General features: G+C 74.6%; 13 protein-coding genes. 3 read left to right on the forward strand and 10 right to left on the reverse strand.

The genetic code is table 11. From position 1 onward, the window contains the following. Positions 1-9 precede the first annotated feature (9 nt). Genes ACH4FX_RS33690 through ACH4FX_RS33705 form a run of 4 tightly spaced genes read right to left on the reverse strand, consistent with a single transcriptional unit; the run spans position 10 to position 4,055 of the window. The gene (locus ACH4FX_RS33690) at positions 10-723 is read right to left on the reverse strand and encodes an ABC transporter permease (protein WP_398485243.1); all 714 of its coding nucleotides are present in this window, start codon (positions 721-723) and stop codon (positions 10-12) included. After that, a complete protein-coding gene (locus tag ACH4FX_RS33695) occupies positions 723-1,652 on the reverse strand; it encodes an ABC transporter ATP-binding protein (RefSeq protein ID WP_398485244.1) in 930 nt (309 codons plus the stop codon). The genes ACH4FX_RS33690 and ACH4FX_RS33695 overlap by 1 nt, the downstream gene beginning before the upstream one ends. A 43-nt stretch (positions 1,653-1,695) precedes the next feature. Beyond that, positions 1,696-2,865 (reverse strand): nucleotide disphospho-sugar-binding domain-containing protein, encoded by a 1,170-nt coding sequence (locus tag ACH4FX_RS33700; protein WP_398485245.1) that lies wholly within the window; start codon positions 2,863-2,865, stop codon positions 1,696-1,698. Then, positions 2,850-4,055: a glycosyltransferase gene (locus tag ACH4FX_RS33705; protein ID WP_398485246.1), complete on the reverse strand. Its 1,206-nt coding sequence runs from the start codon at positions 4,053-4,055 to the stop codon at positions 2,850-2,852. The genes ACH4FX_RS33700 and ACH4FX_RS33705 overlap by 16 nt, the downstream gene beginning before the upstream one ends. Before the next feature lie 242 nt (positions 4,056-4,297). Between ACH4FX_RS33705 and ACH4FX_RS33710 the strand changes: the two genes are divergently transcribed. From ACH4FX_RS33710 to ACH4FX_RS33720, 3 genes are read left to right on the forward strand one after another with little or no spacing between them, the layout of a single operon-like run. Next, positions 4,298-5,365 carry a ketoacyl-ACP synthase III family protein gene (locus tag ACH4FX_RS33710; protein WP_398485247.1) on the forward strand — a complete coding sequence of 356 codons (1,068 nt, stop codon included), beginning with the start codon at positions 4,298-4,300 and terminating at the stop codon, positions 5,363-5,365. A gap of 32 nt (positions 5,366-5,397) precedes the next feature. Beyond that, positions 5,398-6,171 (forward strand): NAD-dependent epimerase/dehydratase family protein, encoded by a 774-nt coding sequence (locus ACH4FX_RS33715; protein WP_398485248.1) that lies wholly within the window; start codon positions 5,398-5,400, stop codon positions 6,169-6,171. A gap of 42 nt (positions 6,172-6,213) precedes the next feature. Continuing rightward, positions 6,214-6,903 (forward strand): antibiotic biosynthesis monooxygenase, encoded by a 690-nt coding sequence (locus ACH4FX_RS33720; RefSeq protein WP_398485249.1) that lies wholly within the window; start codon positions 6,214-6,216, stop codon positions 6,901-6,903. 60 nt (positions 6,904-6,963) lie between these two features. Here the strand turns inward: ACH4FX_RS33720 and ACH4FX_RS33725 are convergent, their stop codons facing one another. The 6 genes from ACH4FX_RS33725 to ACH4FX_RS33750 are packed head-to-tail and all read right to left on the reverse strand — an operon-like array spanning position 6,964 to position 13,306. Continuing rightward, positions 6,964-8,277, reverse strand: a complete 1,314-nt coding sequence (locus ACH4FX_RS33725) for an FAD-dependent monooxygenase (RefSeq protein ID WP_398485250.1) — start codon at positions 8,275-8,277, stop codon at positions 6,964-6,966. Beyond that, complete coding sequence (locus ACH4FX_RS33730; RefSeq protein ID WP_398485251.1) at positions 8,274-9,092, reverse strand: SRPBCC family protein; 819 nt, start codon at positions 9,090-9,092, stop codon at positions 8,274-8,276. Before ACH4FX_RS33730 ends, ACH4FX_RS33725 begins: the two co-directional genes overlap by 4 nt. Positions 9,093-9,103: 11 nt before the next feature. Beyond that, the gene (locus tag ACH4FX_RS33735; RefSeq protein WP_398485252.1) at positions 9,104-10,129 is read right to left on the reverse strand and encodes an aldo/keto reductase; all 1,026 of its coding nucleotides are present in this window, start codon (positions 10,127-10,129) and stop codon (positions 9,104-9,106) included. A gap of 36 nt (positions 10,130-10,165) precedes the next feature. Continuing rightward, positions 10,166-10,783, reverse strand: a complete 618-nt coding sequence (locus ACH4FX_RS33740) for an antibiotic biosynthesis monooxygenase family protein (RefSeq protein WP_398485253.1) — start codon at positions 10,781-10,783, stop codon at positions 10,166-10,168. A 41-nt stretch (positions 10,784-10,824) separates the two neighbouring features. Beyond that, positions 10,825-12,354, reverse strand: a complete 1,530-nt coding sequence (locus ACH4FX_RS33745; protein ID WP_398485254.1) for a class I adenylate-forming enzyme family protein — start codon at positions 12,352-12,354, stop codon at positions 10,825-10,827. Further along, a complete protein-coding gene (locus ACH4FX_RS33750; RefSeq protein WP_398485255.1) occupies positions 12,347-13,306 on the reverse strand; it encodes an aromatase/cyclase in 960 nt (319 codons plus the stop codon). The genes ACH4FX_RS33745 and ACH4FX_RS33750 overlap by 8 nt, the downstream gene beginning before the upstream one ends. Positions 13,307-13,361: the final 55 nt, after the last annotated feature.

Consider the following 13,361-nt stretch of genomic DNA (forward strand, 5'->3'; position numbering starts at 1 on the left):
GACGCGGACTCAGGCGCGGCGGCCGCCCCTGCGGTAGGCGAACGCGGCGAACGCCGCGAGCAGCGCCGTCCACAGCGCGAGCACGCCCAGGCCGATGGCGCTCGGCGCGGTGTGGTCGGCCGCGTGCCACGACAGTTCGGCGTAGCGGTAGACCGGCGTCTCCTGCGAGATCGGCTGCAGCCACTCCGGCAGGCTCTCGGTCGGCATCATCAGCCCGCCGAGCAGCGTCAGCGACAGGTAGCAGACGGTGCCGGCGATCTGCGCGAGCTGGGCCTTGAAGAGGTAGCCGATGCCGATGCCGAGCATGGCCAGCGGCGCGATGCCGACCCACAGCAGCAGGAAGATCTCCAGCCAGGTGCCCAGCGGCAGGTCGATGCCCCGGTAGAACCGGCCGATCAGACCGATGACCACGATCGGCAGGATGCCCAGGCAGGTGGCGACCGCGCCGCGCGCGACCACGACCTGGACGGGCGAGAGCGGGGTGAGCCGCAGCTGGCGCAGCCAGCCCAGCGCCCGGTCCTCGGCGATGCCGGTGCCGTTGGTGATGACCACGCCCAGCGCGCCGAACGCCGCGGCCCCCACCATCGCCCGCACCAGCGACTCCTGGTCCGGGCCGCCGCCCGCTAGGGTGACGTAGAGGCCGACCGGCATGATCAGGCTCATCATCAGGTAGCCGCCGTTGCGGACCAGCCGCAGGATTTCGAGGCGGATGTAACCGAGCATCAGTGGGTCCGTCCTTCCGGCGCGGGCTCGTGGCGCGACCGGTGGGTCAGCGCGATGAAGGCTTCCTCCAGGCCGACGCCGGAGACCTCCAGGTCGGTGAAGGCGTCGGCGCGCGACAGCGCGTGCACGGTCGCGTCCGAGTCGCTGCTGCGCAGGTGGACCCGGCCGCCGTGGAACTCCACGGAGCCGACGCCCGGCAGCAGCGCGAAGTCGTCGCGCCGGCCGCCGCGCGGCACGAAGCTGACCGTACGGCCCTCGATCATGGACTTGATCTGCCCCGGGGTGCCGTCGGCCACCACCTGCCCGGCCGCGATCACCACGACCCGGTCCGCGCTGTCGTCGGCCTCCTCCAGGTAGTGGGTGGAGAACAGCACGGTGTTGCCGCGCTCGGCGTACCGCCGCATCGCCGCCCACAGCTCCCGCCGCGACTCCACGTCCAGGGCGGCGGTCGGCTCGTCCAGCACCACCAGGTCCGGGTCGCCGGCCAGCGCCAGCGCGAACCGCACCCGCTGCGCCTGGCCGCCGGAGAGCCGGTCCACCTTACGATCGGCGATCTTGGTGAGTTCGGCCAGTTCCAGGATCTCCGCCAGCGGCAGCGGATCGCGGTAGGTCTGCCGTACGAAGGAGACCAGCTCGCGCACCGACACCCGGGGGATCATCTTCCCCTCCTGGAGCATGGCGCCCAGGTGGCCCGCCCGCATGGCCAGTTCCGGCTTCTTGCCGAAGACCTCGATGGTGCCCTGCTCCGGCGGGAAGAGCCCGAGCAGCATGTTGATCGTCGTGGACTTGCCCGCGCCGTTGGGGCCGAGGAGGGCGACCGTCTCCCCACGGCGGATCGTCAGGTCGATGCCGTCGACGGCACGGACGTTCCCGTACTCCTTGACGACGCCCTTGAAGACGACCGCCGGCGGGCCGTGGTGTTCTGCCATGGGGGATGGCACCTGTTCCCTTTCCTGGGTGAGTGGAGACATGTCAGATCAGCCCTTCCAAGGTGCGGACCAGTTCGGCGGGGCCCGGCAGGCCCGCGATCTCCGCGCGGACCTGCCGCGCGGCCGTGCGGAAGCGCTCCTCGGCGACGAGGCCCGCGAGGGCTTCGCGTACGAGGCGGGGGTCGTGCTGCGCGTCCTCGGTGGCCAGCGCGGCGCCCGCGCCGGACTCCGCCACCAGCCGCCCGGTGGTCTGGAGGAACGGCTTGTCGCCGGGCAGCACGAGCTGCGGCACGCCGGAGGCGAACGAGGTCATGCTCGTCCCGCTGCCGCCGTGGTGCACGGCGACGGTGGTGTGCCGCATGACCGGCCCGATCGGGAAGCGGTCGACGACCTGGACCGAGGACGGGATGCCGGCCAGCGCCGGGTGGTACTGCGCGTCGATCGGGAAGAGCACGTCCAGGCCCTGCTCGGTGCAGGCGTCCAGTACGTGCCGGAAGCCCAGCGGCAGTCGACCGGTCTCGGCGAGCACCCGGCCGTGCCACATGCCCAGGCACAGCAGCACCCGTGGGCGCGCGGGCCGCCGGACCGCCCAGTCGGGCAGCTCCGCGGTACCGCAGTACGGCACGTACCGCGTCAGCAGACCGGGGGTGTTGTCACCGCCGGGCAGCAGCGAGGCGGGGCTCGGGTCCACGAGCAGCGCCGGGTCGGGGAAGCCGGCGGCGCCGTACGAGACGCACAGCCCGTGCAGCTGCTCCTTGGCGCGGCGCAGCAGCGGGCTGGTGAAGTCGTCCGGGCCCCAGCGGTGCACCACACCGGGCACGCCGAGGGCACTGGCCACGACCAGGCCGCCGAACTCCACCGGATCGGTGACCACCAGGTCCGGCTCCCAGTCCCGGCCGAGCCGGACGAAGTCGCCGAGGTAGCCGCCGAGCCGGGTGCGCCAGCGCTCGCCGACCGCGTCCCACTCGCCGTCCGCGCGGCGGTCCATCGCCGCCCGGTCCGGCATCCGGACCGCGCCCGGCCGGGTCAGCCGCTGCCGGATCGTGTCACCGGCGCCGACCAGCCGGGTGTCCAGGCCCGCGGCCGAGGCGAACCGCACCAGTTCGGCGTCGCCGGCCACCAGGACCTGGTGCCCGGCCGCGCGCAGCGCCCAGGTCAGCGGCACCATCGGCACGATGTGGCTGGGCACCAGGGCCGTCAGCAGGACGCGCATGTCTCCTCCTGGGCCGCCGCGGCGGCGACGAGTCGTTCGAGATCGGTGACCAGCTGTTCCACGGGCGGGCAGGCGAGGATCTCGCGCCGCACCGCCGCCGCCCGGCGCCGGAAGGACGGGTCGGTCAGCAGCGTGCCGAGCGCCTCGGCGACGGTCTCGCCGGTGGCCAGGTAGCTCGGCAGGCTGAGCGCGGAGCCGACCTCGGCACAGCGCTCGGCCGAGTGCGGCTGGTCGTCGTACATCGGCGTGACGAGCATCGGGGTGCCGCTGCGCAGGCCCTCGCGGATGCTGCTGTGGCCGCCGTGGGTGACGAACACGTCGGCGGCCTCCAGGAGCACGTCCTGCGGCACCCACTCGGTGACCAGCCGCACATGCTCGGGGACCGGCCCGAACGGCTCCGGGTCGCGGCCCACGCCGATCGAGACGACGGCGGTGCAGTCGGTGGCGGACAGCCCCTCGATCACGGCGTGCAGGAGGTCGTCGGAGCGCCACGGCATCGACGGCGCCATGGTGCCGATCGACGCGTACACCAGCGGTCTGTCCTCGGGCAGGTCCGCCAGCCAGGGCAGGGTCCGGTCGTCGCTGCGGTACGGGGTGGTCTGGCGGTAGTGGCGCAGTGTGCGCGGCGCCAGGCCGTCGCCGGTGCAGCGCGGCGGGAGCCAGCTGACCAGCAGGTGCTTGTAGGCGGTGTGGTCGTCCGGGTCGGCGGGCAGGCCGAGTTCGGCGCGCAGCGCGTTGAGCCGCCCGTGCACCACGGCGGGCGGCAGCAGGTGGGTGGAGCCGCCGGCCACCGCGACGTGCGGGATGCCGAGGGCCTCGGCGGCCAGGTAGCCGCCCATCTCCTCGCCCTCGCGCACGATCAGGTCCGGTTTCCAGTGTGCGGCGACGTCCAGGATGTCGCGGGCGGCCAGCAGTGCGGGCGGGCCGAGCACACAGTCGACCAGCCCGTCCTCGTACGCCTCCTGGTCGCCTTGGAACAGCGGCAGCGCGATCGCCTCGACGCAGAACGGGTCGGTCGACCAGTCGCACCCGGCCGGGAAGAACTCCAGACCGTACTGCGCGCACTCCTCGCGCATGGACGCGTCGTCGGCGACGGCGACGGTGTGCCCGGCCCGGACGGCGGCCTGGGCCAGGGGGATCAGCAGACGCAGATGCGACTTGCCCGCATGGGCGGTGAACAGGATGCGCACGACGGGTCTCCGGAAGGGGTGGGGGCGGCGAGCTGCCGCCCGTTCGGCCGGATCCGAGCGTGACGGCCGCTGCTTGAGCCGCCCTTGAGCCGCCCTGGGGCCCGCGCCCCGGACGCGCGGCGCCGGGTCCCTGCGTCGGCTCCCCTGCCGTATTCGAGTGCGCTTCGAGAGCCGGCCGGGACGGTGGGCCCATGCCGTACGCCCGAACAACCGCTGAGACCGACGAGTAGGGGAGCACCTGGATGCGTTGGGACGAGATCTATGTCGCCGGCCTGGGCACATGGCTGCCCGATCCGGTACCGGTGCGCGAGGCCGTCGAGGCGGGTGAGTGCGGGCAGGAGTGGATCGACGCCTTCGGCTATGAATCCGTCCGCATCGCCCGCGAAGGCCCGGGGGAGCCGTGGACGGCACCGCCGGACATGGCGGTCGCCGCGGCCCGCCGCGCACACGAGCGCTCCGGCCTGGACCGGTCCGCCTACTCCCTGCTGCTGCACGGCAGTACGTGGTTCCAGGGCCTGGACATCTGGCCGGCCGCCTCGTACATCGCGGGACGCACCGTCGGCAGGGCGGTGCCCGCGCTCGACGTGCAGCAGCGCTGCAACATCGGCGTCAGCGCCCTGGACCTGGCCGCCGCCCACCTCAAGGCCGGCTACGGCACGGGCAGCGCCGTCATGGTCACCACCGCCGACCGCTTCGGCGGGCCCGGCGCCGACCGCTGGCGGCTGCGGCACGGCAACGCGTACGCCGACGGCGGCACCGCCACCGTCCTCTCGGCGCGGGGCGGCTTCGCCCGCCTGCTGGCCACCGCCACCGCCGCCGACAACGGCCTGGAGTCGATGGCCCGCGGCGACGAGCCGTTCGCCCCGGTGTCCCGGGCCGCCGAGCGTCAGATCGACCTGACCGCCCGCGGCGACGCCGAGAAGGCCAGGACCGACGAGACGCTCACCAACATCCGCTTCGGCAAGGTGATGAACGAGGCCAAACAGGCCGTGCTCGACGACGCGGACCTGACGATCGACGACATTGCGTACGTCGTCATCCCCGCCACCGGCCGGATCGACGGCCCCTTCCAGATCCACCACCTGCTCGGCGTCGACGAGTCGGAGACCACCTGGGACTTCGCCCGCCGCAGCGGCCACGTCGGCGCCGGCGACTGGGCGGCCGGACTGGAGCACCTGCTGCTCACCGGCGCCCTGTCGCCCGGCGACCGGGTGCTGCTCTACGGCGGCGGCGCGGGCTACACGATCACCGCCGCCGTCCTGGAGATCACCCGGATACCCGCCTGGGCCGCCGGACCCGCCGCGGCCTGAACCCCGTCCACCGCAAGGAGTTGGCACAGTCCATGGAGATCGTCGGCAGGGGGTTCCTGGCCGGGCACCTGGCGGGCATCGGCGCGGAGCACCCCGATGTGGTGGCGCTGGCCGCCGGTGTGTCGGCCGCCGGAGACATCCCGCCCGAGCAGTACACCCGGGAGTCCGTGCGGCTCTACGAGGTGCTCCGGTACTGCGAGAAGCACGGCAAGCGCCTGGTGTTCTTCTCGACGGCGTCGGCCGGCATGTACTCGGTGCCGGGCGCCGCACCGGGCCGCGAGGACGGCCCGGTCTACCCGGCCACCCCGTACGGGCGGCACAAGCTCGCCCTGGAGGCGGTGGTCAAGTCCTCCGACGTGGAGTACCTGATCCTGCGCCTCTCGCACGTCGTGGGCCGCCGCCAGCCCGCCCACCAGCTGCTGCCCGCACTGGTGCGCCAGCTCGTCGCGGGCCGGCTGCGGGTCTACCGGGGCGCGCAGCGCGACCTGATCGACGTCGAGGACGTCGTCAAGATCGTGCACACGCTGCTCGTCGACGGCCGCACCCGCGACGTCGTCAACGTCGCCTCCGGACACGCCCCGCGCATCGAGGACATCGTCGCCCACATGGAGAGCCTGCTCGGCACCGGCGCCGAGAAGACGTACGTGGCGGCCTCCGGCGCCCAGCCCGTCTCCATCGACAAGCTCTGCCGGCTCGTACCGACCGTGTACGGGCTCGGCTTCGGCCCGGACTACCACCGCCGCGTCCTCGACAAGTACGTACCCGCCTACGCGGACGGGGCCGGGGAGCCGGCCCCGTCCCGCTGAAGCGTCCCGCCCCTTCGGAACCACCCAACGAAAGGCACAGCCATGACCGAGACCACCCCGGCCCCGGGCCACGCGCCCGTCGTCGCCGTCGCGCACTTCGTCCTCAAGGACAAGCACAAGGACAAGGGCGCCGAGTTCGAGAAGGCGTACGCCAAGTACAAGAAGACCGTCGCCGCCAAGGACGGCCTGCTGCGCACCGCCCTGCTGCGCGGCATCGGCGCGCCCGACACCTACGCCATCCTGACCTGGTGGCGGGACGCGGAAGCGCACCGCACCGTGGTCGGCGACTGGCAGTTCTTCACCGCGGTCAGCAGCCGCTTCGTCTACCTGGCCGCGATCACCAGCGTGCACGGCGAGGTGCTGGCCGGGCGGACCGCGGCGGACGGCCTCGGCACCGCCGCCGCGCCGGGGGAGGAGGCGGCGGTCGCGCTGACCGCCTTCACCCTGCGCGACGGCGCCGACCGGCAGGCGTTCGAAGCGTCCTTCCTGGGCCACCTCGCCTTCGTGAAGGGCCACGACGGCTTCCTGTCCCACCAGCTGGTGCACTCCGACCGGGAGGCCGGCGCGTACGTCAACATCGGCTGGTGGAGCGGGGCCGCGGCGTACCGGCCGGTGCTGAACAGCCCGGAGATGGCGGCCGACGCGCAGGCGATGGCGGCCCACGCCGAGGTGCGCGGCGGCCTGTTCACCGTGCTGGTCGACTCCGCCCGCGCGGAGGCCGTCGCGGTCTGAGCGCACACGAAGGGCGGGCCGGGTCGCAACGACCCGGCCCGCCCTTTCGTGCGTCCGCGCTCAGCCGGTGAACAGGTGCTCGGCCACCCGCACCGACGGGTTGCCGAACGCGACGGTCCGCAGGATCTTCCGGTACACCGGCGTGTGCCGGACCACGGCGGCCAGCCGCGGCCGTACCCGGTTCACCAGCCCGCCGGACGCCAGCATGGCCTTGCTCTGCATCTCCTGGAGGCGCATCACCGCGGCGATGTCCGGGGCCCGCCGCTCCTCGAAGCGGCTCAGGAACGCCGCGTCCGCCCGGTCCGCGGCGACCGCCTCGACCAGCAGCGGGTGCAGGACGACCGCGTCCTGCACGGCGAGGTTGATGCCCTGCGCGCCGATCGGGCTGTGGGTGTGTGCGGCGTCGCCCATCAGCACCAGGCCGTCGGCCGCCCAGCGCTCGGCGCGCCCGGAGAAGACGTCCAGCAGGGTCAGGTCGCGCAGCGAGGTGATCTGCTCGTCGATCAGACCGGCGTACTCCGGTACGGCGTGCGCCAGTTGCTCCTTGACGTGGTCCAGCCCGTGCCGCACGACGTCCCGGTAGCCCTGGTGCGGCAGCGTCCAGCCGATCTGCACCCGGTCCGGCCACGATCCGTACACCAGCACCGGGCTGCTGTCCCGGCCCCGCAGCACCCGCACGTCGCGCGACGGCGGCGCCCCGCCGTCCGCCGGCCGCCGCAGCTTGAACCACAGCACGTCCTGGTCGAACGCCTCGGTGCGGCCGGCCCCGATGCCCGCCAGCCGGCGGACCTTGGAGAACCGGCCGTCGGCGCCCACCACGATCCGCGCCGTCACGGCCGGGCCGCCGGCCGTGACGCCGGTGACCCGCCCGTCGCCGTCGCGCAGCAGCCCGTCCACCCGGTGGCCCTCGGCGTACCGGAAGCCGGGGAACGCGGCGCAGTGCGCGAGCAGTTCCGCCAGCAGATGGGACTGCGGCAGGGACAGCAGGTGGTCGTACGGCGCCGGCAGCGTCCGGTAGTCGACGTCCAGCAGCACCCGGTCGCGCTCCAGCAGCCGGAACCGGGAGTGCTCGTGGCAGCCCCGCGCGCGGGCCCCGGCCAGCACACCGAGCCGGTCGAGGACCGCCAGCGCGCCCGGCTGCAGGATCTCGCCGCGGAACTCCCGGTCCCGGGACCGGGTCTTCTCCACGACGGTCACCCGCAGACCGGACCTGAGCAGCAGCAGGGCCAGCGTCAGACCGCCGGGGCCGGCGCCGACGACGCACACGTCGGTGCGCTCCGGCGCCGGTGCCATCGCCGGCGGAGCGGCCGTACGCCGCTCCGTCCCGGCCGCCGCCCCGGGGGCCGCCGCCGTACCGTCCTCCGCCCCCGTCATCGGGTCCCGGCCAGGGCCAGCGCGGCCCGCACACCGGCCTCGGCCAGCTCGCGCACCTCGGCGTGGCGGTCCGTGGCCACCGCGAGCACGTCCGCGGTGACCCGCACTCCGCCCGGCTCCTCGGCCAGCCGCCAGCGGCGCCGGTACAGCCGGGCGGGCTCCGGCGGGGTGAGGGGCTTCTGCACGACGGTGCGTCCCTCGTGCGCGATCTGGACGGCCGGGACGCCGTCCACGGTGCCGAACCAGGCGCTGCCCGCGTCCGCGCGCGGCGGCAGCGCGTCGAGCAGCCGCTCGTACGCGGCGGAAGCCGGGCCGGGGACCAGCACGCTGCCCTCGGCCCGTACGACGTCGTCCGTGAGCGCCGCGGGGCGCTCGGTCTGCGCCTTGAGGGTGCTCATCTGGCGCGCGCCGTGCCGGTCCAGCTCGTCGGCGGTCTCGGCCGGGTCGGCGTCCGTGGCGAACCAGTGCCCGGACACCACCCGGCAGCCGCCGTCCGGCCGGGGCAGGAAGTCCCAGGTGCCGCCGAGCCGCCGGATCGGCCCCACCGACCCCTGCTGTTCGAACTCCATGCGCAGCGCCTGCGGGTCGAGGGTGCGGCGCGACGTCCAGACGCGCAGCCCGCCCTCGGGGCCCGGCCGTACGGCCCAGAACTTCACCTCGTCGTGCGGGCCCTGCCGGGACAGCACCTCGGTGTGGGCGATCCAGGGATAGAGCACCGGCCAGCCGCCGACGTCGGTCAGCGCCTGGTAGACGGCCGCGGCCGGGGCGTCGATGGCGACCTCGGCGCGGGTGCGGTGCAGAAGGGAAGTGCTCACAGCGGTACCTCTCAGGTGGTGGCGGTACGGGCGGGCGGCCGGGCCCGGAGCATCCGGCTCAGGGTCAGGGCGGGATCGCGGACCACGACGGGGCCCAGTGCCTCGTCGATGCGGCGCAGCAGGTCCGGGCCGAGTACGGCGTCGGCCGCCGCGAGGTTGCGGGCGATCTGGCCGGGCGCCGAGGCGCCGATCACGGCGGCGGTGACCGAACTGCCCCGGAGCACCCAGGCGAGGGCGAGCTGGGCCGGCGTCAGCCCGGCCTCGCCGGCCAGCGCCGCCACCCGGGCGACCGCGGCCAGCACGTCGTCCTCCAGGAACCGCCACCGCCCGATCGACACGTCCCCGCCCCGGGCGGCGACCGCCCGCGACCCGGCGGGCGGCTGCTGCCCCGGACGGTACTTCCCGGTCAGCACGCCGCCCGCCAGCGGGGACCAGACCAGCTGGCCGATGCCCAGCGCGGCGCAGGCCGGGGCCACCTCGGCCTCGATGACCCGCCACAGCATCGAGTACTGCGGCTGGTTGGCCACCAGCGGCACACCCAGCTCGCGGGCGAGCGCGGCGGCCCGTCCGATCTCGTCGGCGGCCCACTCCGAGACGCCGACGTAACGGACCTTCCCCGCCGCGACCGCGTCCGCGAACGCCCGCATGGTCTCCTCCAGCGGGGTGCCGTCGTCGTACAGGTGGGCCTGGTACAGGTCGATGTGCCCGGTGCCGAGCCGCCGCAGCGACCGGTCCAGGCTGTCGGCGATCCGGGCGGGCGACAGCGCGCCCGGCCCGCCCCCGCCGCCCCGGCCCACCTTGGTGCAGACCACGACGGAGTCGCGGTCCACCCCGGCCAGGGCACGGCCGAGCAGTTCCTCGGCCCGGCCGTCCGCGTAGACGTCGGCGGTGTCGAACGTGGTGATGCCCGCGTCGAGGGCGGCCCGTACACAGGCGATGGCGGTCCGGTCGTCGAGCTGGTTGCCCGCGGTCAGCGAGTTCCCGAAGGCGATCCGGCTCACCACCGGCCCGTTCGTGCCGAGACGGCGGTACTCCATGGTGAAAGTCCTCCTCGTGTCGCGCCGGCCGGCCGGTCAGGCGCCGGCCGTGGCGAGCGGGGCGCCCTCGCCCGCGACGTGGGTGGCGGGCACGGCCCGCACCTCGGCCAGGGCCGTGACGGCCGCGTACTCCGGCAGGGCGTGCGCCGCGTCCCGGTCGGCGGCGGTGCGCCAGCGGGTGGCGGCGGTGTAGCCGCCGGGCCGGGCGAACAGCGACTTGGCGAGGTCGGTGTGGACGAAGCCCTCCGCGGCGGCGGCAGCCTCGGCGTACGCGCGGTACGCGGCCTCGAACGCGCCGGTGTCGCCGGTGACCGTGAAGTACTCGACGAGCAGCGCGTCGCCGGGCCGGGCCGCGGCGCCGACCTGGCGCAGCAGGCCCGCCGACGGGTCGGCGTCCACGTCGACGATCCGGTGGAACTCGGCCGCGTGCTCCTTGAACACCGGGTGCGCGAGCACGTCCTGGAAGGCGTCGCCCGATGTCCAGCGGCCGAGGTTGACGTAGACCTCGGGCCGGTCCGCCGCGCGGACCGCCTGGTGGGCGACGAACCCCGGCCGGGCGCGCATCCACGCCACGTGGGACAGGAAGCGGCGCTCGAACTCGGCGGCCTCCGCCGGGTCCTTGAGGGTGAAGGTGTTGACGACGGTGAAGGTCATGGTTCCTCTTTCGTTGCGGAGAAGGCGATGGGGCCGGCGGGTCAGGCGGGTTGACGCTCCGTCAGTCGCGCGGCGAGCAGGCGGCGCTGGATCTTCCCGTTGCCGGAGCGCGGGATGCTGCCGACGGTGATCGCGTCCCGTACGTGCTGGTAGTACGGGAGCGCGTCGTTGGCCGCGGCCACCACGGCCGCCAGCGCCGCCGCGCCGTCCGCCTCCTCGGTGAGCACCACCAGCGCGCCCGCCACCGCGCCGTGCGCGGCGTCCGGCACCTCGACCACGACGGCGTCCGCGACCAGCGGGTGGCGCCGCAGCACGCGTTCCACGTCGGAGGGCGCGACCAGGAAGTTGTCGCATTTGAAGACGTCCTTGAGACGGTCGACCAGGAAGAGCCGGCCGTCCTCGGCGATCCGCCCGACGTCCCCGGTGCTCAGCCAGCCGTCCGGCTCCAGCCCGGTACCGTCCGGGCCGCCCGCGTACCCGCGCATCACCTGCGGGCCGCGCAGCTGCACCTCGCCGACGCCCCCGGCGGGCAGCACCGCCCGCGTGTCGATGTCCACGACGCGGCACTCGGTCGCGGCGACCGGCCGGCCCACCGAGCCCGGCACCGGGTCGGCGGGATCGTCGCTGTGGGTCAGCGGCGAGGTCTCCGCCAGGCCGTAGCCCTGGAAGACGGGCACGCCCAGGCGCCGCGACAGCGTGCGGGCGGCCTCCGCCGGGAGGCCGGAACCGCCCGAGGCGACGTGCCGCAGCGCGGGCGCCGGGGTGCTCTCCAGATCCGGGTGGCCCGCCAGCCGGGACAGCCGCACCGGCAGGCTGTAGAGGATGGTGGCGCCCTCCCGGGCCGCGGTGGTGAGCGCGGTGTACGGGTCCGGCGCCGCGCACAGCACCTGGACGGCGCCCGCGGCGACCGCCGAGTTCAGGTGCATCGGGTGGTAGGTGGGCAGGTGGTTGAGGGCGACCGAGCCGCCGTCGAGCAGATGGGCGCGGGCCACCTGCACGGCGTTGACGGTGACGTTGCGGTGGGTCAGCCGGACCGCCTTCGGGCGGCCGGTGGTACCGCTGGTGAACTGGAGCACGGCGGTGTCCTCCGGCCCGGTGCCCGGGTCGGGCACGGGCCCGTCGGCGCCGTACCCGCTCAGCCGGTCCCCGGCCCCGTACACCACCACCTCGCGCAGCGCGGGCAGCCGGTCGCGCACCCGCGCCAGCCGCTCGCCCAGCGCCGCGTCGGCGAACAGCACCCGCGCCCCGCCGAGCGTCAGCACGTGGAGCAGGTCCTCCTCGCGCAGCAGCGGGTTGACCACGGCGGCGGTCAGCCCGGCCCGCGCCGCCGCGTAGTACGCCACGGCGAAGTCGGGGTGCAGCACCGACGCGACCGCGATCACGTCACCGGGCTCCGCCCGCTCCCGCAGGGCGGCGGCGGTGGCGGTCACCCGGGCGTCGAACGTGGCGTAGTCCAGCTCCAGCCCGCCGGCGGCCACGGCCCGGCGCTCCGGGTGGGCGGCCGCCGCCCGGGACAGCAACTGGTCGAACCGGCGCGGCACTTCGGGCAGCGCGCCCGGGTGCTCAGCCACGGCGGGCCTCCGCGTACTGCCGGGCCAGTTCCAGGGTGCGCGTGCTGTTGGTGCTCAGCGCCCGGTGCACGTACTCCCGCGCGTCCGCGACGGTCTTTCCCGGACCGAGCACCTTCTCGACCGCGGACGGCTTGAGGGTGACGGTGTGCCGCGAGGTGACGGCCACGCCGTCCCCGGCCGGCTCGATGGTCCAGCGGCCGGTGTGCGCGGTCATCAGGGCCGGGACGGTGGTCTGCTTGTAGACGATGCGGTCCTGGCCGAACACCACCCGCACGGACTCGGTGGTGTGCACCGAGCCGTCCGCCGCGCTGGTGTCCATGGCCATCACCTGCACTCCCGGCTCGTCCTCGGTGAGGTCCAGCCGGGCCACGTGCGGCAGCCGCTCGGGCCACAGGTCGGCCCGGTTGAGGAAGTCGAAGACCACGGCGCCGTCGGCCGCCATGTGCACCGTGTCGTCGAAGCTGAAGACCAGCTCCGCCAGGTCCCCGGCGGCCTCCGCGAGCTCCTTGATGTTCGCCAGCTCGGCGGCGCTGTTGCGGTCCACCGCCGCGGTGATCCACTCCACGCCCGCCGGGTCGTCGCCGACCGCGTCGAAGTCGTGGTGCAGTTCCAGCAGCGAGGTGCGGTCGTCGACCGGGGTGACGACCCAGGCGCCGCCCATGGCGGCCACCGGCGGCTGCGAGACCTCCTGGCGGAAGTCGACGCGCAGCGCCGCCTCGTCCAGGACGCGGCGCGAGGTCCAGTTCTTGACCTCGCCGTTGGCGGTGGCCCAGATGCGGATGCGCTCGGTGGCGCCGTCCCGCTCCAGGTGCTCGACGTGCACGTTGGGCGTGAAGTACTGCGGCCAGGCGGTGACGTCGGCGACGATCCCGTAGACGGTCTCGGCGGGCGCGTCGACGGTGACGGTGTGCAGGGTGCGGTGGGTGCCGGTCACGGAGACGGAGTTGGGCACGGTGGGTCCTTCGGTACGAAGTGCGGGAGCAGGGGTGTCGAGGGGGCGCGGGGCC

Origin of the sequence: Streptomyces sp. NPDC018019 (genome assembly GCF_044327805.1) — a bacterium.
Classification (GTDB): Bacteria; Actinomycetota; Actinomycetes; order Streptomycetales; family Streptomycetaceae; genus Streptomyces.

Bases quoted from the DNA above. Each gene is read 5' to 3' on its own strand.
- ACH4FX_RS33690 (WP_398485243.1), bottom strand. From the start codon at position 723: ATGCTCGGTTACATCCGCCTCGAAATCCTGCGGCTGGTCCGCAACGGC.
- ACH4FX_RS33695 (WP_398485244.1), bottom strand. From the start codon at position 1,652: ATGGCAGAACACCACGGCCCGCCGGCGGTCGTCTTCAAGGGCGTCGTC.
- ACH4FX_RS33700 (WP_398485245.1), bottom strand. From the start codon at position 2,865: ATGCGCGTCCTGCTGACGGCCCTGGTGCCCAGCCACATCGTGCCGATG.
- ACH4FX_RS33710 (WP_398485247.1), top strand. From the start codon at position 4,298: ATGCGTTGGGACGAGATCTATGTCGCCGGCCTGGGCACATGGCTGCCC.
- ACH4FX_RS33715 (WP_398485248.1), top strand. From the start codon at position 5,398: ATGGAGATCGTCGGCAGGGGGTTCCTGGCCGGGCACCTGGCGGGCATC.
- ACH4FX_RS33720 (WP_398485249.1), top strand. From the start codon at position 6,214: ATGACCGAGACCACCCCGGCCCCGGGCCACGCGCCCGTCGTCGCCGTC.
- ACH4FX_RS33725 (WP_398485250.1), bottom strand. From the start codon at position 8,277: ATGACGGGGGCGGAGGACGGTACGGCGGCGGCCCCCGGGGCGGCGGCC.
- ACH4FX_RS33735 (WP_398485252.1), bottom strand. From the start codon at position 10,129: ATGGAGTACCGCCGTCTCGGCACGAACGGGCCGGTGGTGAGCCGGATC.
- ACH4FX_RS33740 (WP_398485253.1), bottom strand. From the start codon at position 10,783: ATGACCTTCACCGTCGTCAACACCTTCACCCTCAAGGACCCGGCGGAG.